This window comes from Paraburkholderia sp. MM5384-R2 (assembly GCF_014201025.1).
Lineage (GTDB): Bacteria > Pseudomonadota > Gammaproteobacteria > Burkholderiales > Burkholderiaceae > Paraburkholderia > Paraburkholderia tuberum.
The window spans coordinates 38,772-56,985 of record NZ_JACHDI010000025.1 but is presented as its reverse complement, the minus strand read 5'-3'; the positions used below and the strand labels follow the sequence as shown (position 1 = coordinate 56,985).

The 18,214-nt window shown below is 63.1% G+C and carries 16 protein-coding genes and 1 pseudogene; 7 read left to right on the top strand and 10 right to left on the bottom strand.

The window, feature by feature from the left end:
- Nucleotide 1: 1 nt before the first annotated feature.
- On the bottom strand, nucleotides 2-601 hold the full coding sequence (locus HDG37_RS30350) for a TetR/AcrR family transcriptional regulator (RefSeq protein WP_184054112.1): 600 nt from the start codon (nucleotides 599-601) through the stop codon (nucleotides 2-4).
- A 374-nt stretch (nucleotides 602-975) separates the two neighbouring features.
- Nucleotides 976-1,170 carry a hypothetical protein gene (locus HDG37_RS30345; RefSeq protein ID WP_184054110.1) on the bottom strand — a complete coding sequence of 65 codons (195 nt, stop codon included), beginning with the start codon at nucleotides 1,168-1,170 and terminating at the stop codon, nucleotides 976-978.
- A gap of 748 nt (nucleotides 1,171-1,918) precedes the next feature.
- Between HDG37_RS30345 and HDG37_RS30340 the strand changes: the two genes are divergently transcribed.
- The 7 genes and pseudogenes from HDG37_RS30340 to HDG37_RS30310 all read left to right on the top strand — a co-directional run bounded on the left by HDG37_RS30340 (nucleotide 1,919) and on the right by HDG37_RS30310 (nucleotide 8,342).
- Nucleotides 1,919-3,193, top strand: coding sequence for an ABC transporter substrate-binding protein (locus tag HDG37_RS30340; RefSeq protein ID WP_184054108.1), 1,275 nt, complete (start codon nucleotides 1,919-1,921; stop codon nucleotides 3,191-3,193).
- Between the two features lie 138 nt (nucleotides 3,194-3,331).
- Nucleotides 3,332-4,090, top strand: coding sequence for an ABC transporter ATP-binding protein (locus HDG37_RS30335; RefSeq protein WP_184054106.1), 759 nt, complete (start codon nucleotides 3,332-3,334; stop codon nucleotides 4,088-4,090).
- Nucleotides 4,087-4,821 carry an ABC transporter ATP-binding protein gene (locus tag HDG37_RS30330; RefSeq protein ID WP_184054104.1) on the top strand — a complete coding sequence of 245 codons (735 nt, stop codon included), beginning with the start codon at nucleotides 4,087-4,089 and terminating at the stop codon, nucleotides 4,819-4,821. Before HDG37_RS30335 ends, HDG37_RS30330 begins: the two co-directional genes overlap by 4 nt.
- The gene (locus tag HDG37_RS30325; protein ID WP_184054103.1) at nucleotides 4,818-5,711 is read left to right on the top strand and encodes a branched-chain amino acid ABC transporter permease; all 894 of its coding nucleotides are present in this window, start codon (nucleotides 4,818-4,820) and stop codon (nucleotides 5,709-5,711) included. Before HDG37_RS30330 ends, HDG37_RS30325 begins: the two co-directional genes overlap by 4 nt.
- A complete protein-coding gene (locus HDG37_RS30320; protein WP_184054102.1) occupies nucleotides 5,708-6,673 on the top strand; it encodes a branched-chain amino acid ABC transporter permease in 966 nt (321 codons plus the stop codon). Before HDG37_RS30325 ends, HDG37_RS30320 begins: the two co-directional genes overlap by 4 nt.
- 269 nt (nucleotides 6,674-6,942) lie before the next feature.
- Nucleotides 6,943-7,353, top strand: a pseudogene (locus HDG37_RS30315) (transposase); the annotation flags it as partial.
- A gap of 128 nt (nucleotides 7,354-7,481) precedes the next feature.
- On the top strand, nucleotides 7,482-8,342 hold the full coding sequence (locus tag HDG37_RS30310; RefSeq protein WP_184054101.1) for a transposase: 861 nt from the start codon (nucleotides 7,482-7,484) through the stop codon (nucleotides 8,340-8,342).
- 153 nt (nucleotides 8,343-8,495) lie between these two features.
- Here the strand turns inward: HDG37_RS30310 and HDG37_RS40470 are convergent, their stop codons facing one another.
- From HDG37_RS40470 to HDG37_RS30270, 8 genes are all read right to left on the bottom strand, one after another.
- Entirely contained in the window at nucleotides 8,496-8,747 is a 252-nt protein-coding gene (locus HDG37_RS40470) for a DUF2848 family protein (RefSeq protein ID WP_409260254.1), read from the bottom strand.
- Nucleotides 8,748-9,158: 411 nt separating this feature from the next.
- A complete protein-coding gene (locus HDG37_RS30300; RefSeq protein ID WP_184054099.1) occupies nucleotides 9,159-10,484 on the bottom strand; it encodes an FAD-binding oxidoreductase in 1,326 nt (441 codons plus the stop codon).
- A gap of 2 nt (nucleotides 10,485-10,486) precedes the next feature.
- Complete coding sequence (locus HDG37_RS30295) at nucleotides 10,487-11,221, bottom strand: cupin domain-containing protein (protein WP_184054098.1); 735 nt, start codon at nucleotides 11,219-11,221, stop codon at nucleotides 10,487-10,489.
- A 238-nt stretch (nucleotides 11,222-11,459) separates the two neighbouring features.
- Nucleotides 11,460-13,289 carry an ABC transporter ATP-binding protein gene (locus tag HDG37_RS30290; protein ID WP_184054097.1) on the bottom strand — a complete coding sequence of 610 codons (1,830 nt, stop codon included), beginning with the start codon at nucleotides 13,287-13,289 and terminating at the stop codon, nucleotides 11,460-11,462.
- The gene (locus tag HDG37_RS30285; protein WP_184054096.1) at nucleotides 13,289-14,245 is read right to left on the bottom strand and encodes an ABC transporter permease; all 957 of its coding nucleotides are present in this window, start codon (nucleotides 14,243-14,245) and stop codon (nucleotides 13,289-13,291) included. The genes HDG37_RS30290 and HDG37_RS30285 overlap by 1 nt, the downstream gene beginning before the upstream one ends.
- Nucleotides 14,242-15,198: an ABC transporter permease gene (locus HDG37_RS30280; RefSeq protein ID WP_184054094.1), complete on the bottom strand. Its 957-nt coding sequence runs from the start codon at nucleotides 15,196-15,198 to the stop codon at nucleotides 14,242-14,244. The genes HDG37_RS30285 and HDG37_RS30280 overlap by 4 nt, the downstream gene beginning before the upstream one ends.
- Nucleotides 15,199-15,276: 78 nt before the next feature.
- Nucleotides 15,277-16,875, bottom strand: a complete 1,599-nt coding sequence (locus tag HDG37_RS30275) for an ABC transporter substrate-binding protein (protein ID WP_184054092.1) — start codon at nucleotides 16,873-16,875, stop codon at nucleotides 15,277-15,279.
- Nucleotides 16,876-16,932: 57 nt separating this feature from the next.
- Nucleotides 16,933-18,207, bottom strand: coding sequence for an FAD-binding oxidoreductase (locus HDG37_RS30270; protein WP_184054090.1), 1,275 nt, complete (start codon nucleotides 18,205-18,207; stop codon nucleotides 16,933-16,935).
- Between the last annotated feature and the right edge of the window lie 7 nt (nucleotides 18,208-18,214).

Below are 18,214 nucleotides of genomic sequence, written 5' to 3'. Positions count from 1 at the left end.
GTCAGGCGATGGGCAGGTGCTGCAAGGCGGCCGCGCGCAGGCCGTCCGATAGCGCAGGCTCGTCGGCGATGCGGGCCAACAGCAAGGTGCCAACCATCGTGGCGACGGACACGAGGGCGCGTTCGTGGGACCCGGGCTGCCCCCAATCTGGCGACTGGCGGGCAACAAGATCGACCATTTCCTTGATGTACCGGGTGGACACGCGCCGGACTTCGGGCGTTTGGCGTGCGGTTTCCGAGGCCAGCGCGGCTAGGGGGCATCCCCGCTCCACCTGCTCCAGGTTCTCTCGCGAGAGGTAGGCGTGGAACATGTAGGTCAAAGCCTGTTCGGGGGGCACGCTGGCAACGCCGTCTGCCGCTGCGGCCGCCGCCTCCGCACAGGCCCGCCCCGCTGCTTCCGCCAGCATGGCCTCGCGCGAGGCGAAGTGGGCGTAGAAGGCGCCATGGGTCAGGCCGGCCTCCTTCATGATGTCGGCAACTCCGGTTCCGTCGTAGCCGCTGCGACGGATCGCCCGCGCAGCGACGCACACGATGCGCTCGTGTGAGGCTTCCTTGGCTGCCGTTCTGGTGCTGAGTTTTGTATTTCGCATGATGGTCATCATACACAGTTTCAAAAAAATGTGTTGTTACGTTTTTGGGCGAAACCATCCACTTGCTTGCGATTGTTTTGGTCAGATGCTTTGCGGATCGTGCACCTGTTGGGAGGCACCGCGCTTTCAGTCGGGGTTTAAGGTGCAGTGGAACAGAGTGACGCCGCGATTTATCCCTTGCCGGCCCGGCAGGTCGCTTCGACTTTTCCGACGATAATCGGCGCTCGCTGTTCCGTGCCAAAGCGATCTACGTGCTTTCGGAAGAGTACGGCCTGAGGTCGACTTGCGACGCTGGCCTGTCGCTAACGTGCTTTATTTTCCGTTTTCTGAAGCGACCCCTAGATGCTCGCTCGAGCCCCAGCCGACACGCGGCAGGTTTCGACTTCTCAGTGTATGCGCGCGAGGTTACGAAGGAGCGAATCGCCGTCCTGCGTCACGCGAGGTCGCACTGCCCCGCCGGCAAGCCTCTCCATGGTGACGAGCTGACGTTCAAGCAGCGTATCGAGTTCTTCCCGCTCGGCAATGTGGTCAGCCGAATCCCTGACCAGCATCAATGTCGCAAATTCATGGGCGCTGAGCATGCTTGCCTCCTGATAGCTTGAGTAGGTGCTGTGTGGATTGTGTAGGCTGTGGCACTCGCTTTTGACGTCGCCTGCCGATGGCGCACTCGCTGCAATGGCGCGGGGAGTTGATGGTAGAGGCAGCGCAACGGCGCGGCAATCCAGGGTCGTCCCGCATATTGGGTCGATTGGGGAGTGCCGCACTGCAACAGATGCGGTGGCGATCACGCAAAAACGGGTTTCGGCACGCCGGAGATTGGGAGGATCATTGACGTAGCCGTTCGGGCTGTAACCCGCCTTCTTGAGTTGAGCCAGTTCGGCCGCCAATGACTACAATTTAGGGATGGTCGCATTCCCAAGGAGGCTGCCATGACTCAATCAATGATCAGTTTTTGGGTTGGCCTTGTGGTTCTCGTTGTCGTTGCATCGGCCTTGTCCAGGCGCTACAGGCGCGATCACCCGGGAGAGAGCCTGAGTCAGTGGCTCGACACGCATCATATGAGCTGGATGCATCGCAAGCACTAGCTGGCGGCGCGGGCTGACGCCGAGGAGCGCACCATGGCCTTCACCCTCACCTCACAAGGACAAACCGTGCGCAATCCATTTCCCTTGATCGGGGCCCACCGTCGCGCATGAGGTAAGCAACCACACCACTGCGTCGGGCGCGCATCGACAGTGCAACCGCACCTCAATGCATCTCGTCCGGTAACTTCATCCTTGGCAGTTGACAATGCGATGGCTGACTTTCTCGCTAACCGAAGGTGAACGAATGGAGGAATTCGCCGTGTTAAAGCAACGTTTGATTGTCAGTGCCGCTTTCCTTGGCGTGTTGAGTTGCGGCGCTGCTCATGCGGCCTGCACCACCACAATCGGCAGTGTGATGGCGTTGACCGGATCGCTGGGCGTCCTCGGCCAGCAGATTGCCAAAGGCGTGCAACTGGCTGTGTCGGACCTCAACGCGGCCGGCGGTGCCAATGGCTGCACCGTGGACCTGGCTCTGCTAGATGACCAGACCGCACCCTCCGTTGGAGTGGATGCAGCCAAGAAGCTGGTCGATGTGCAGCACGTGCCGGCCATCGTCGGCGCGCTTTCGAGCGGTGTCAGCGGAGCCATCCTGACATCCGTGGCGGTGCCGGGTAAGATCGTGCTGGTTTCTCCCGCCTCCACCTCGCCGACCTTCACCCAGCTCGCGAAGGACGGCAAGACAGACGGCTACTGGTTCCGCACGGCACCCTCGGATGCGCTGCAGGGCGTAGCGATAGCTAAGGTTGCACTCGATGCCGGGATAAAGAAGGTCGCTGTGCTTTATCTGAACAATGCCTACGGACAGGGGCTCAGCTCCGAATTCGCCAACGCGTTCACGAAGCTTGGAGGCGTGGTCACCCAAAACGTCGTCTACAACCCGAGCCAGGCCTCCTATCGCGCGGAAGTCAGCAAGGCAATGGATCCGGCACCTGATGCGCTGTTCCTGATCGGCTATCCGGGCGACGGCACGACCATCGCGCGCGAATGGATTTCAGCCGGAGGTCCGCAGAATTTCCTTCTGCCCGACGGGCTGGAATCCCAGGATTTCGTCAATGACGTGGGCACGCAGTACATGAAGCATGTACACGGCACGGCGGCCGGCTCGGAGACGACGCCTTCGCTTGCGACCTTCAAGCAGGAGTTCCAGACCAAGTTTGGCGAATTGCCTACGCAAGCCTATATCCCCAACGCTTATGACGCGACGGTCATCATCGGCCTCGCCATCGATTACGCGAAGCGTGCCGGTGGCACGGCCATCCGCGACGCCATCCCCAAGGTGACCGATCCTCACGGCAAGAAAGTCTATGCCGGTGCGGCCGAGCTCAAGAAGGCGGAAAAGATGATCGCGCAACACGAGGTCATCCAGTATGTGGGCGCCTCGGGGCCGCTGCAGTTTGACCGGTACGGAGACATCAACGCCCCCATGCTGGTCTGGTCTGTGGACAGCGGCGGAAAAGTCAAGCCAACGGGCATGGTCACGGTGAATCAGATCAAGGAACTACGCAGCAAGATCCAGTAGCGGCACCAGGCTTTGAACAAAAGAGCCTGCTGCAAGGCATGACGCCGATCAAACCGCGATTCCTCCAGGCGGTAACGCACCGTACCCCTCGAGGCATCCGCGGCTGGCCGGCGGCGTTTCGGGAAGGACACTGCACGAATGCTGGAAGTCAAACAGCTCGTCAAGGAGTTTGGAGGATTGCGTGCGGTCGACGGCGTGTCCTTCACCTTGCGCGCTAACACCATCACCGGCCTGATCGGGCCGAACGGCGCCGGCAAGACCACGCTTTTCAACACCATTGCCGGCGTGCATCGGCCGACGTCGGGCGACATTTCGTTCCTCGGCCGGCGCATCGACGGCCTGTCGCCCCACCGGATTTTCCGCGAAGGACTGGTACGGACATTTCAGATTCCCCGCCCGTTTGCCGAAATGACCGTGCTCGAAAATTGCATGCTCGTGCCGACCCGCCAAGCCGGCGAGCGCTTCTGGAACAACTGGTTCAGCCGCCCGCAGGTGCGCGCCGAAGAACGTGCCTGCCGCGACCGCGCTCAGGAAGTATTAGCCTTCGTCGGCCTCTCGCCGCTAGCGGGCGAATACGCCAAAAATCTCTCCGGCGGCCAGCAGAAGCTTCTCGAACTGGCCCGCGTGCTGATGGCGGACCCCAAGCTCGTCCTGCTCGATGAACCTGGGGCCGGGGTCAATCCGACGTTGCTCGTGACCATCATGGACAAGCTGCATGAACTCAATGCCCGGGGCATTACGTTCCTTGTCATCGAGCACAACATGGACCTGATCATGACGTTGTGTGATCCGATCCTCGTGATGGCACAAGGCAAGCTGATCCTGGAAGGATCGCCGACGACGGTGCGAAGCGACCCGGGCGTCCTCGATGCCTACCTCGGCGGGGTTCCGGAATGAACGCCCCGGCGCTCTACGTGCATGAGCTGGTGGCCGGCTATGTGCCAGGCGTGGACATTCTGCGCGGCGTGGAGCTCATGGTCGGACGCGGTGAAATCGTCACGGTGCTCGGTCCCAACGGCGCGGGCAAGTCCACGCTGATCAAGGCGATCGCCGGCTTGGTGGCGGTGCGCTCGGGCACAGTGCAACTGTTCGGGCAGGATATCGGGGGCGTGGCCGCGCACCATATGGTGGAGCGGGGTCTGGCCTACGTGCCGCAAACCAGCAACATCTTCAGCAGGCTCAGCATCGAGGAAAACCTCGAAATGGGCGCATACATTCAAGGCAACCGAGCCGACATCCGGCGCGGCATCGAACAGATGTTCGAGCTGTTTCCGCGGCTTCGGGAAAGGCGCAGGCAAGCGGCCGGCACACTCTCAGGCGGTGAACGGCAGATGGTGGCCGTCGCGCGTGCGTTGATGGCGAACCCCAAGGTGCTGATGCTGGACGAACCCTCGGCGGGACTGTCGCCCAAACTGGTCGGCGTCGTATTCGGCAAGGTGCGCGAGGTGCGCGACCTGGGCGTCACCATTCTGGTGGTCGAGCAAAACGCCAAGGCCGCCCTGGCGATCTCCGACCGGGGTTACGTGCTGGCCGAGGGCCGCGACCAGGTGACCGGCAACGCCAGCGAACTGCTTGCGAACCCCGAAGTGGGTCAGCTGTATCTGGGCATTCGGCGAGGTTTGTCATGATCGCGCAATACGTCGCCGACGGCGTCATTCTGGGGTCGACTTTGGCCTTGGGAGCCATTGGTCTCACGCTAACCTACAACATTCTGCGTTTCGCCAACTTCGCCCACGGCGAATTCCTGACTTTCGGCGCCTACTTCGCGCTGATGTGGACCGCGTTCTTTGGCACAGGAGCCGCGCTGGGTCCGGTGACCTTCGGTGCGCCCTTCCTGGTGGCGATCGTCGTCGCCGGCATCCTGACCTTCGGATTGGCGCTAGTGCTCGACTGGCTGCTTTACCGGCTGCTGCGAAAAAGCGAAGTGGCCGTCACGCTGGTGATCGCATCGTTTGGTGCCTCGCTGATGTTGCGCAACCTCGTGGTCTTCATCTGGGGCCCACAGCCGGAGTACTACACGCGCAGCATCGCCATCGCCAGGGAAATTCTTCCCGGCGTGCGACTGACCGCCGACGAGGTCTTCGTCGTTGCGCTGACGCTCGCCCTGATGATCGCGCTGCATCTCTTCCTGACGCGCACGCGGCTGGGCAAGGCCATGCGCGCCGTGTCGGATAACCCCTCATTGGCGAGCGTCACCGGCATCGACGTGCAGGGCATCATTCGCTGGACCTGGGTGGTAGGTGGCAGCCTGGCGGCGATCGCCGGCGTGCTGTACGGCCTGACCGTGCAAATCTCCCCGGAGATGGGCTTCAATCTCATCCTGCCGATGTTTGCCGCCGCCATCCTCGGCGGCGTGGGCAGCATTTACGGCGCAGTGCTGGGGGGGCTGACAATCGGCCTTGCCGAATCCATGTCGGTGCCGATCCTCGGGTCGGCATACGAGCCGGCGGTCGGGTTCTTCCTGATGTTTCTAATCCTCCTCGTCTATCCCAAGGGGATTCTGGGAGAGCGTTCATGAGCGGGATGATCTCCTATCTCGTTTTCTTCCTCATCCAGGCATCGATTTTTGCCGTGGTCTGCCTGGGACTGAATCTGCAATGGGGTTACACCGGGCTCTTCAACATCGGCATATCCGGATTCTTTCTGGTGGGAGCGTATGCTTTCGCCATCTTGTGCGGACCGCCCTACGACACACATCTCGGCGGCTTCGGCCTGCCGTATGTCGTCGGTCTGGCCGGCGCCCTGTGCGCGGCTGCCATGGTCGGCTTCATCGTCGGGATTCCCACCCTGCGGCTGCGCGAAGACTATCTGGCGATCGTGACGATCGGCATCGGCTCCATCCTGCAACTGATTTCGTTGAACGCTTCCTCCCTGACGGGCGGGAGCCGGGGAGCCAGCAGTATTCCAAGACTGCTGCCCGGATTGTTCCAGTCCGTGTTGGGTGTCAACCTGCTAATGCTCGGGTTCATGGCCGTGCTGGTCCTGATCATCTACCGGGCTCTCGAAGCCATGGTGCGCTCCCCCTGGGGCCGGGTTCTCAAGGCCATCCGGGAAGACGACACCGCCGCTTCGTCGCTCGGCAAGAATCCCTTCCTCTTTCGACTGCAGTCTTTCGTGATTGGCTCCGCCCTCATGGGTTTGGGCGGTGCTCTTTACGCCAGCTTCATTGGCTTCATCAGTCCGGAAGACTTCTTGCCCGTCTTCACGTTCCAGATATGGACCATGCTGATCGTCGGCGGTAGCGGCAATAACAAAGGGGCGATCCTGGGCGCCGTACTGATGTGGGCCGTCTGGACACTGAGCGGCAGCGCGGCTCAGGCCGCACTGCCGGTCCACCTGCAGGTCAAGGGCGGGGCCGCGCAGATCATGCTGATCGGGCTCGTGCTCATGCTGACACTCATCTTCAGGCCGCGCGGCCTGGTCGGAGAGGAAGCGACGGTATCTCGAGAGGCGCACGTGCTCCCGCGCAAACCGGAGTAGCGCGTATTCGCAGCGCGAAAGCCGATGACGGAAACGAGGTAGCGGCGCTTCAGGAGTCGCACGATTGAACCCGCTGGACCGCAGGTCTTCATGGAGGGTCATCGATACTCAACGGCAGGTATCGGCCGATCGTAAGTGACACCACGCCGAGCATTCGAGCAACGAGCCGGCGCACCTAAGGAAACGCTGATTTATTCAGCTCGGTGGTCATCGCTGGCGTAGCCGAGGACGTTATAGAAGAAGGCAGCTTACGGAACAGACTCACGATGATGAAGAGGCAGATCGGCTTCGCAGAAGCGGAAATTTCGGGCAAGAAGAGATTGACGAGGCGCCAACGCTTCCTGGCGGAGATGGAGAAGGTCGTTCCGTGGCAGCGCTTGCTGTCGGCAATCGAGCCGCACTATCCGAAGGGCACGCGAGGCCGCCCGCCAATTGGTCTGGAGCGAATGCTGCGAATCTACTTCCTGCAACAGTAGTACGGGCTGTCGGACGAAGGACTGGAAGACGCGCTGTCCCCCAAGGGGACTTCCTGCGGGGCGTATGACAGCATCGCGCTGCGAGCCTTCGCCGGCATCGATCTGGCAGTCGAGAACGTGCCTGATGCAACCACGCTGTCGAAGTTCCGGCGCCTGCTGATCGAGCACGAACTGACACGGAAGTTGTTCGACGAGATTGGCATCTCGCAGTCAACTGGTTGACTGGTTGCGGGTTTTCGACGGCCGTGGAATTTGTCTGCAAGCCGCGCCAGGACTGGATTTCAGGTCAGAGTAGCCAGATCGGCTAAAGTCCAGATTTCTGGACGCAGCGAATGACCCGAAGCCCATACTGGCAAGAGATTCCAACAAGATTGCGCCTGGAGCAGTTCGAGCAATTTGTCTGGCCGCATCTGAGCCTGGGCCGTCGCGGACCTCCCCCCACCCTGGCCTTGCACAAGATCTTCAACTACATCCTGCAGGCACTGTACATGGGTTGCCAATGGAAGATGCTGCCGATCGACAGGAATGCAGAAGGTCACCCTGAAATTCACTATACGCGCATCTACCGCACGTTTCGTCGCTGGCAGGCCGATGGTTGCATCGATGCCATCTTTTCGGGCTCGGTGCAGCAACTTCATCAGGACCAGTTGCTTGACCTTTCGGTCATCCACGGCGACGGCACCACGACGGCGGCGAAGAAAGGCGGCGACAATCTCGGGTATAGCGGGCACAAGCATCTGAAGGGCGACAAGGTGGTGGCCTTGTGCGATCGCAACTGCAACGTCATTGCTCCATTCATCAGCGCTCCCGGCAACCGCAACGAATCACCGCTGTTGCGCGACGCGCTGCCCAGCCTTACCGCCGTGGCCCGCGCCATTGGCGCGGACCTGCACGGTTCAATCGTCAGCCTGGATGGCATTTACGACTGCAGGGCCAACCGCAAGGCGATCTTCAATCGCGGCATGACCCCGAACATCCCCGAGAATCCGCGCGGACGCAAAATACCGAAGCGGGGCCGCAAGCAGCGCTACGATCCGGCCATCTTCGAGGAGCGCTTCAGGACCATTGAACGGGTCTTCGCCTGGGAGGACAAGTTCCGCCGTCTGCTGCTGCGCTTTGAACGCATCAGTGACGTTCACTACGCGTCCAAGACGCTTGCCTATACGATGATTAACCTGCGCCACTACTGCTGAACCAGCGCGGGGCTCGCACTTCACTGACTGCGGTACGCGCCGTGATTGCTCACGCCTGTTGCATTCGCATTCCTGATCATAATGCAAACTCCGATATCGAGATACCAGTCGCTTTTCACAACGATGTTCCTGGCTTCGCACGATTACCCACGGTCATCGTAGTTCTTCCGTTCGCAATGGACGGAAACGCGCAACCAGTTGAATGGTTACCTCATTTGCCTCGACCTCGTTCCCAGTGTGGTCCGAACCGATCGATACATAGAATTCGCCGCCGTGCTGAAACAGTACGAAGTCGACCCCGCCGGTATTCCCTTTGCACGGTAGGTCGATTGCGGCGGTACGGGTCAGCCGGGCCGACGGTACACGGTGAAAAGCAGGGACTCCTATTTTGACCAGCCGTGCCACGCTTTGCGAGTTACAGAATTTGGTGACGCACAGCCTTTTGATCACGTCCGGTCCAGCCTGCAATCATCAAGCGGTTGATGGGAACGTTGATGGTTTCGCTCACGCGCGCCAACGATATGCTCGCTGATTTGCTCCTCGATCGGCTGGACCGTGACCGGTCCAGTGTGAATCACGGCAATTGTAGTCATGGTTTGATTCGACTCGTAATGTCTGAGGTCATTGGTGTCGACTTGAGGTTGTGCTGGGTCCGCGGCCTGTGCGCCTGGCAATGTTGTATTCCTGGCGGCCCCGGGCGAGCAGCGTACCTTTCAGTTCGCTGCTCTGATCATTCATGGTTGTCTCCCAGGCAGAGCTTGCGGGGTTGACTGGCTGCGCTGGAGGTTCGACTCTCCAACGCGTCTGGGGTGCGACCTAGAAATCAGCGACCTTGCCCCATGCGGAGTCATCGAATCGACCTGGCCGATACGGTATGGGATCCACGATCGGTTCGGCACCGGTGGCAAGGTCCGCGATCAGGTGGCCCGCGCCGGGGCCGATGCCAAAACCGTGTCCGGAAAAGCCCGCTGCCAGGATCAATCCCGGCATGCCCGGCACTTCGCCAATACCGGGAACACCGTCCGGCGTGCTGTCGACGAAGCCGGCCCACGCGTGCGTGATCTTTGCCTGGCCAAGTTCGGGCAGCAGTTCGACGGCGCGGCGGTGGGTTTCTTTCACCGCCGCCAGATCGGGCTTCGGATCCAGAATGCGCACCCGCTCCATGGGAGTCGGCGCATCGAGCCGCCACCGCTTCAGCGTTTCGTGGCCACCCCGAATACCTTCCAGGCCTCCCGGAAGAAGGTTGCGCCAGCGCTTGGCGAACATGGGCACGAAGTGTGGGGCGAATCGCATGAACTGCGGCGTCACGTCTACGCGCGCGCGGCCGCTGATGGCCAGTGCGTAGCGTCCGTCGTTGCGGCGCGTAACAGACACGCCCGCGGTGAACAGGGCATCCGGCAAACGATGCTCCACAGGGGCCACGCTAAGGATGGACTGGCGGACCGAGGCCTGGGGGAAACGGATGCCGAGCTGGCGACAGAACGACGACGCCCAGGCGCCACCGGCAAGCACAGCCGTCCTGGTCTTGATGACCCCGGCTTCGGTGACGACGCCGCTGACCCGCCCGCCCTCCAACTCGATGCCGCGCGCCGCGCAGTGCTGGTGGACGCTGCCACCGAGCTTCATGAGCGCAGCTGCCACGGCCGGCGCAGCCTTGCCGGGATCGGCGGTGCCATCGCTGGGCGAGAAGACGCCGCCTTTCCAGGCGCGGCCGGTCGCCTGCCCCCGCTCGGCGGCTTGCCGGCTATCGAGCATGTGGGTTGTCACTCCGGCGGTCTTCGCAAAGTCGCCCCAACTGGACCAACGAGACAGCTCGGCGTCGTCGTTACTCAGATACAACAGCCCGCAGCGATGAAAGCCAGTGTCTTCACCGCTTTCGGCGGCAAATCGTTCCCACAGATCAAGGCTCTTGCTCGCCATCGGCAATTCGCGAGCGTCGCGGTTCTGCTGCCGGCACCAGCCCCAATTGCGGCTCGACTGTTCCGCGCCGATCCGCCCCTTCTCGACCAGGGCGACTGAAAGCCCGCGCTTGGCCAGGTAGTAGGCGGTAAAGACGCCAATGATGCCGCCCCCGATCACGACCACGTCAGCCGCGGCCGGCAACGTGGGCGAAGTTTGGATGTGGTTCAGCGGAGGAGACATGATTAATTTCGCTCGATTGAAGCCTGGACGCTTTGAACAACGTAGAACTTCGCCACCCGCTCGCTACTTTCCCAGCCGATCGGTGCGCCCTGCGGCACGAAAAGCGCGTCGCCGGCGCCTAGCGACAGCACGCTGCCATCAGGCGCCGCGAAGCGCACGCTGCCGGCGAGAAGATGCATGAACTCGTTCACGCGATGCGCGCGAACGATCCGGTGGTAGGGCGTCGAATCCCACGTGCCCGCGAGGTACGCCACGCCGTCGTCGGTGAAGACGTTATCGCTACGGCACTGCGGGACCGGGCCCAGCAGCACCTCCGCCGGTAGCGAAGCGGACGGCTTGAAGTTGGCGTCGGCGCGCAGCGGGATCAGCCCGCGCTTCGTCGGTTTGTCGCAAGCGGCCGCGCAAAACACGAAACGCACGCGGGATTCGGCCAGCACGCGCAGCGCCGTACCCGCCCCCATGACAGCACCCGCTTGCGGACCCAGCACCAGCGGTGCCTCGCCGGCTGCTTGCAGAGTGAGCTCTCCTTCCACTACGACGATGGTTTCGATGTGGGGAAAGCTCGCCACGTCGAGTTCACCAATAAAGCTGGCCCGACCCGCGATCATCGAGTCCGGTCCTTCCCAGGCGATTTCGCGATGTCGCGCAAAGGGGTCGTCCTTGCCGAACGCCGCCCTGCGGAACGACGTTAAAAGGGGTGCGCCGTCGGCACGGTGCAGCACGAAGGCCACGGTCATTTTTTTGCTCCTGCGGGTTGCGCGATGATTTCGTTGAAAAGCTGGAACGCAGTACGGGAGGCACTCGGCCTCGGGACCTGGAAGCCAGGGATCGCACTGCTTTCCGGATACCCGTCGATGCCTTTTATTCCATGTTGGCGGCCGCTTCCTGACCGCTTGTATCCGCCGAAAGGGGCATCGGGGCGCGAAGTCGCAAAGGTCTTGTGGCCCGTCTGCGCCACACGTGCAAAACGCGCACTCATGCGGCTACCGTCCCGGTGGTCTGCATGCGGCTGAGTTCCGCAGCCGAGTGGTGACAAAGAATCTCGGCGCCGGATGGCAGCTTTTTGAGCGGCGGCGGCGTGAGGTTGCACTGGCCGTCGATGCGCATCCGGCAGCGCGAGCGGAAGCTGCACAGCGCATTGTTCTCGCTCGACGGTCCCATTGCCGGTAGTTGCGCAAGCGTGAGCGCGCGCCGCGCATCGAGCCAGCCGGGTTGCAATGCCGGTACCGAGTCGACCAGCAGGCCGGTGTACGGGTGATAAGGCGGCGCCGCGAGAACGTCCCGCTGACCCGCTTCCACGCGCCGTCCGGCGTAGAGCACGATCACTTCGTCACAGACCGCGCGCACAGTGGAGATATCGTGGCTGATGAACATATACGACACGCCCAGTTCGCGCCGCAGTTCCGCGAGCAGATCGAGCACCGCCGCGCCGACGACCGTATCGAGCGCCGAAGTGACCTCGTCGCACAGGATCAGCGCGGGATCGGCGGCCAGCGCGCGCGCCAGATTCACGCGCTGCTTCTGCCCGCCCGACAACCCACCCGGCTGGCGCTTCGCGATAGTGGCCGGCAATTTCACCAGATCCAGCAGTTCGAACATGCGTTTTTGCGCCGCCGCACCGCGCAGGCCGTGATAGAAATTCATCGGCCGGGCGAGGATATCGGCGATCGTGCGGCTCGGGTTGAGCGCCGTGTCCGCATTCTGGAACACGATCTGCACGCGCCGGAACTGATCCAGCGTGCGATCGGACAGCTTGGACGGCAGCGGCACGCCGTCGAGCAGCACTTCACCGCGCGCCCGTTCCACCAGACCCGCTACCACGCGCGCGAGCGTCGTTTTGCCCGAGCCCGACTCGCCGATCACACCGAGCGCGGAACCGCGCGGGATCGCCAGACTCACATCGTCCAGCACGCACACGGCCGGAATGCCATCACGGCCGATGCGTCCGTAGCCCGCGTGCAGCCCGCGGATTTCGAGGACCGGCGGCGCGGCTTCGTTGGGTGCCGCAGCGACCTCCGGTTCCTGCCGTCGCGTCGCGGCCAGTAACTGGCGCGTATAGTCGTCGGCGGGCGCATCGAGCACCTGCGCCGTCGTGCCGTTCTCGCGCACGGCGCCGCCGTTCAGCACGACGATGCGGTCCGCCATCTGGGCGACCACGGCAAGATCATGCGACACATACACCGCGGTCGTGCCGAGTTCGCGAATCACCTTCTTGAACGCCGCCAGCACTTCGATCTGCGTGGTCACGTCGAGCGCGGTCGTCGGTTCGTCGAACACGACGACGGATGGATCGGTGATCAGCGCCATGGCCGCCATCACGCGCTGCAACTGCCCGCCCGACACCTGATGCGGATAGCGCGCGCCGATCGTCTCCGGCGAAGGCAACGCCAGCGAACGAAACAGCGCGACCGCCTTCGCGCGTGCAGCAGCCGGCGTCATCAGCTTGTGCAACAGCGCGGGTTCGGTGACCTGATCGATGATCGTTCTCGACGGATTGAAACCCGCCGACGCGCTCTGCGCCACGTAGGCCACCTTGCGTGCCCGAAGCGCGCGGCGTCCGCGCGCATCGAGCGACAGCACCTCGACGTCGCCGATGCGCACCGATCCGCCCGCAATCGAACAGCCCATGCGTGCGTGACCGAGCAGCGACAACGCGATCGTGGTCTTGCCCGAGCCCGACTCGCCGATTAGCGCGAGCACCTCGCCCTTCTTCACGGAGAAATCGACGCCCTTGACGATCTCGACGACCGGGTCCGGCGCCACGCCTGCGACGACGCGCAGGCCTTTCACTTCGATCATGTTCATCACGCGGCTCCCTGTCCACGGCCACCACGGCGCCGCAGGTTGTCGATCAAGAGGTTCACGCCGACGGTCAGCGTTGCAATCGCGATGGCCGGCATCAGCACGGCCGGCGCGCCTTCCGAGAGACCGCCGATGTTCTCGCGTACGAGCGAGCCCCAGTCGGCATTGGGCGGTTGCACCCCCAGGCCGAGAAAGCTCAGGCCGCTCAGCAGCAGCACGATGAACACGAAGCGCAGGCCGAAGTCGGCAAGCATCGGATGAATCATGTTGGGCAGCACTTCGACCCGCGCGATGTAGAAAAGCCCTTCGCCGCGCGCCCTCGCGACCTGCACGTATTCGAGCGTCATCAGGTTGACGGCGAGCGAGCGCGAGATGCGGAACGCGCCGGGAATGTAGGCAAACGCAGCGACCCCCAGCAGTATCGGGATCGACGAGCCGAATGCGGCGACTACCACGAGTGCGAGCACCTTGCTCGGAATCGAGATCACGGCGTCGAACAGACGGCTCAGGACCTCGTCGACCCAGCGTCCGGACACGGCGGCGAGCAGCCCGAAGAATGTGCCGATACTGCTGGCGAGCACCGCCGACGCGAGCGCCAGGCCGACCGTGTACTGGGTGCCGTACAGCACGCGGCTCAGCAGATCGCGGCCCAGATAGTCGGTTCCGAGCAGATGCGCCGCGCTATACGAGCCGAAAACCTCGGTCGATGTGATCGCCCCGCCCTTATACGGCGCGACGAGCGGTCCCAGAAACGCGACGGCGAGCCAGAAGACCACGATCACAAGGCCGAGCAGGCCGAGCACCGAGAAGCGTCTGACCAGACGTTGCAGCACACTGCGCCGCCTGGCGGTGACTTGGGGCAACGGTTCCTGCACGCTGGGATCGCCTTGCGGAGCGTCGTTCTCCGAAACCGCGTAAAGCGCGGTAGCGGCACGGGATTGGGTGGCAGGTCGGTTCATCGTTGACGCAACCTCGGGTTGGATACGATTTGACATAGGTCGGCGATTAGCACGAGCGCCAGATACGCGACGCAGAACACCATCACGCAGCCCTGCACGAGCGGCATGTCGCGGTTCGTGACGGCATCGACCATCAGGCTGGCCAGGCCGGGATAGTTGAAGATCGACTCGACGATCACCACGCCGCCGAACAGGTACGACAGCGACAGCGCGACTGCGTTGGCAATCGGCCCGATCGTATTGGGCAGCACATGGCGCAGCACGACGCGCATCGGCGATGCGCCCTTCAGGATGGCCATCTCGACATACGACGCGTTGAGCTGATCCAGCACGGCCGCACGCGTCATGCGAGCCATCTGCGCGATGATCACGCAGCACAGCGTCATCACGGGCATCGCGTAGATGCGCAGCAGCGCCCCGAACGACGACACGTCGGACAGATACGACAGCGCGGGCAGCCAGCGCAGCTTCACCGCGAAGATCAACACGGCGATCGTAGCGATCAGGAACTCGGGCACCGCGACGGTCGACAAGGTCAGCACATTGAGCGCGCGGTCGAGCAGCGAGCCGCGGAACATCGCCGAGGTAATGCCGATCGCGAGCGCGATGGGCACCGACACGAGCGTCGTCAGTCCGGCCAGCACCAGCGAGTTCGGCAAGCGCGTGGCGATCAGTTCGCGCACCGGCAGGTTGTTCGACAGCGAAGTGCCGAAGTTACCGCTCACGGCGTGCACGAGCCACTGAGCGTAGCGTTGCACGGCCGGCTGATCGAGACCGAACTGGTGACGCAGCGCCGCGACCTGCGCGGGCGTCGCGGCCTGGCCGAGCGCCTGCTGCGCCGCGTCACCCGGCAACAGGCCGGTGAGCGCGAACACCATCGCGGATACGATCAGCAGTGTGAGCAGCGCGAGGCCAAGGCGCGCGGCAATGAGTCGTTGCGCGTGTGCTTTCAAGATTGCCTCCTGGGCTAAAACCGATGGCGCGAACCCGTGGCGCGCCATCGCACCAAACGAACCGCTTTACGCTTCGATTTACGCTTCGAGCCAGACGTGCTCGGCGAAGGTAAAGCCCATCAGCCCCGCAATCGGAATCGAGCCGAGGCCCTTGAGCTTCGTCGTGTGGGCATCGAGCGAGCTGTCGAACTGCGCAATACCGACGCCGCCGCTTTCATGCACCAGCACCTGCATGTCGCCGTAGATCTTCTTGCGCTTGGCCTCGTCGGGTTCGCCACGCGCGGCGACCAGCATCTGGTCGAACTTCGGATCCTTCCAGTTTGCTTCGTTCCACGGCGCGTCGGACTTGAAGAACTGCGTGAACACCACATCCGCGCTAGGCCGCGCGTTGATGTTGCCGTAGCCCAGCGGATGTTTCATCCAGTGATTCGACCAGTAGCCGTCCGCTGGCACGCGGCTGACCTGCAGATTCAGGCCCGCCTGCGGGGCGACCTGCTGGAGCAGCATCGCCATTTCGACCGAACCGTCTGCGGCCGGGGACGCGAAGATCTGCAGCGGCGCGCTGCCGAGCTTGGCCTTCTGGAAATAGAACCTGGCCTTGTCCGGATCGAACGTCCGCTGCGGCAGGCCCGCGAGATAGTACTTATTGGTCGGATCGATCGGCTGGTCGTTGGCGATCGTGCCGAAGCCGCGGAACACCGCACGGTGGATCTGCTCGCGATCCAGCAGGTACTTCATGCCGCGGCGGAAATCCTCGTTGCCGGTAATGCCACCTTCGTCGCGCATGATCAGGTCCGTATAGGTGCCCGTCTTCGTCTCCAGCACCGCATAGCCGGGCGTGCTCTTGATGCGCTCGGTCGAGTTCGGCGTGACCGCGTTGATCAGTTGCACGTCGCCCGATAGCAGCGCATTCACGCGCGACGATTCGTCGCCAATGCCGATCAGTTCGATCTCGTCCAGATGCGGCAGACCGCTCTTCCAGTAGTTCGGGTTGCGCACGCCGACCGTACGCACGCCGGGCGAGAATTCCTTCACCTTGTAGGGACCCGTACCGACAGCCGTTTTGAAATCCTTCGTGCCGTCCTTGATGATCAGAAAGTGCGACGTGGCAAGGATGACGGGCAGGTCGGCATTCGCACCCTCCAGCGTGATCGTCACCTGGTTGGGGCCGGTGGCCTTCACGTCCTTGATCTGGTCGGCGAGCGTCTTCGCCTTCGATGCCGTGGCCGGGTCCTTGTGGCGCATGATCGAATAGATGACGTCGGCGGGTGCGAGCGGCTTGCCGTCGTGAAACTGCACGCCTTTCCTGAGCGTCACGACCCAGACCACCGCGTCCTTCGTCTCCACCGATTCGGCGAGCGCCATTTTCGCGCCAAGGTGTGAGTCGAGTTCGGTAAGCCCGTTGTACACCATATTGGCGCGAACGTAGTCGGTGCTGTTTGCGCCCTTCGCGGGATCGAGCGTATCGGCGGCCGATGCTGACTGCGACGCCACGCGGATCTTGCCGCCCTGCTTCGGCGTGCCCTGCGCGAATGCCGCACCGGTCCTCGCGAGGAGTCCCGCGCCGGTCAGCGACATCACGCCGCCCGCGGCGAGCGCACGGAGGACGTCGCGCCGGGAGGCGCCGCGCTGCGTCAGTTCTTCGAGCTGCACCTGCTGCGATTTATCGATTTTCATGGTCTCTCCGGATAGGACGGTCTTGGGGGATTCGACAGCTCTAACGCTGTCTGTCTGTCAATAAAAGACATCTTTGATCTGGTAATAAGCGCCCACGAGCGGCAAAAACCACGGCTTGCCGGTATGTCCCGGAATCGCCGGCCAGGCGAAGTCGCGCCACGGGTTGGCTGCCGCATCGCCGCCCATCACGTCGGCCATGACCTGGCCCATGTGCGTCGACATCTGCGTGCCGTGGCCGCTGTAGCCCATCGAAAAGTAGATGCCGTCGTGCTGACCTGCGCGCGGCAGGCGGTCCGCCGTGATATCGACCAGCCCGCCCCAGCAATAGTCGATGCGCGCATTCGCGAGGCTCGGGAACATCTGCGCGAGGTTCGCCTTCAGGATGCGCCCGCTCTTCGCGTCAGACGGTTGCTCCGATGCCGTGAAGCGCGCCCGTCCCCCAAATAGAAGCCGTGAGTCCGGCGTCACGCGAAAGTAGTTGTGCATCAGGCGGCTCGTCACATACGAACGACGGTTCGGCAAAAGCTGCGCGAGCTCCGCCGCCGGCAACGGTTCGGTCACGACGATGAACGAACCGACCGGCGCCATGCGCCGCCGATACCATCCGAACGGCCCATGGCGCGACGGCCCCGTCGCGATCAGCACTTGGCTCGCGCGCAGTTCGCCGCGCGCCGATACGATGCGATAGACGCCGGCTTCCTTTTCGATGCGCGTCACTTCTGCGTTGTCGAAAAGGCGCGCGCCGCTGCGGGCTGCCGCGTTCGCCAGCCCCACCGCGAACTTGCCCATGTGCATCTGGCCGCCGCGCTTTTGCAGCAAGCCGCCGTAGAAATTATCCGAGCCGACTTCGCTGCGGATGCGCTCGCCGCCGATCAGCTCGACATCGGCATCGACCTCACGACGGATCAGTTCGGCGGTCTTTTCGAGGTGCGCCAGATGATGCGGCTTCGACGCAAGTTTCAGCTTGCCCGAAGCGAGGTAGTCGCAGTCGATCTGCTCCTCGCGGATCAGGCGCTCCACCGTAGAGACCGCTGCGACATACGCCTGGTAACAGCCACGTGCGCGCTCTGCGCCGAGCTGCGCATGAAGCGCGACGTAATCCTGCGCCACGCCGGTGTTGCACTGGCCGCCGTTGCGCCCCGAGGCGCCGCCGCCGATGCGGCCCGCCTCGAGTACGGCAACCGCCGCGCCGCGCTTCGCGAGCGCCAGCGCCGCTGAGAGGCCCGTAAAGCCGCCGCCGATCACCGCGACATCGACGGGACCTTCGGCCGGTCCCTCGCTCACCGCGTGGCAGGCTGGCGCGGTGTCGAGCCAGTAGGAATCGAGCTTCATCGTGCGT

Coding starts and splice junctions, on each gene's coding strand:
- HDG37_RS30345 (WP_184054110.1), bottom strand. CDS start 1,170: ATGCTCAGCGCCCATGAATTTGCGACATTGATGCTGGTCAGGGATTCG.
- HDG37_RS30275 (WP_184054092.1), bottom strand. CDS start 16,875: ATGAAAATCGATAAATCGCAGCAGGTGCAGCTCGAAGAACTGACGCAG.
- HDG37_RS30320 (WP_184054102.1), top strand. CDS start 5,708: ATGAGCGGGATGATCTCCTATCTCGTTTTCTTCCTCATCCAGGCATCG.
- HDG37_RS30335 (WP_184054106.1), top strand. CDS start 3,332: ATGCTGGAAGTCAAACAGCTCGTCAAGGAGTTTGGAGGATTGCGTGCG.
- HDG37_RS30325 (WP_184054103.1), top strand. CDS start 4,818: ATGATCGCGCAATACGTCGCCGACGGCGTCATTCTGGGGTCGACTTTG.
- HDG37_RS30285 (WP_184054096.1), bottom strand. CDS start 14,245: ATGAACCGACCTGCCACCCAATCCCGTGCCGCTACCGCGCTTTACGCG.
- HDG37_RS30290 (WP_184054097.1), bottom strand. CDS start 13,289: ATGAACATGATCGAAGTGAAAGGCCTGCGCGTCGTCGCAGGCGTGGCG.
- HDG37_RS30330 (WP_184054104.1), top strand. CDS start 4,087: ATGAACGCCCCGGCGCTCTACGTGCATGAGCTGGTGGCCGGCTATGTG.
- HDG37_RS30270 (WP_184054090.1), bottom strand. CDS start 18,207: ATGAAGCTCGATTCCTACTGGCTCGACACCGCGCCAGCCTGCCACGCG.
- HDG37_RS30300 (WP_184054099.1), bottom strand. CDS start 10,484: ATGTCTCCTCCGCTGAACCACATCCAAACTTCGCCCACGTTGCCGGCC.
- HDG37_RS30295 (WP_184054098.1), bottom strand. CDS start 11,221: ATGACCGTGGCCTTCGTGCTGCACCGTGCCGACGGCGCACCCCTTTTA.
- HDG37_RS30310 (WP_184054101.1), top strand. CDS start 7,482: ATGACCCGAAGCCCATACTGGCAAGAGATTCCAACAAGATTGCGCCTG.
- HDG37_RS30350 (WP_184054112.1), bottom strand. CDS start 601: ATGATGACCATCATGCGAAATACAAAACTCAGCACCAGAACGGCAGCC.
- HDG37_RS30340 (WP_184054108.1), top strand. CDS start 1,919: ATGGAGGAATTCGCCGTGTTAAAGCAACGTTTGATTGTCAGTGCCGCT.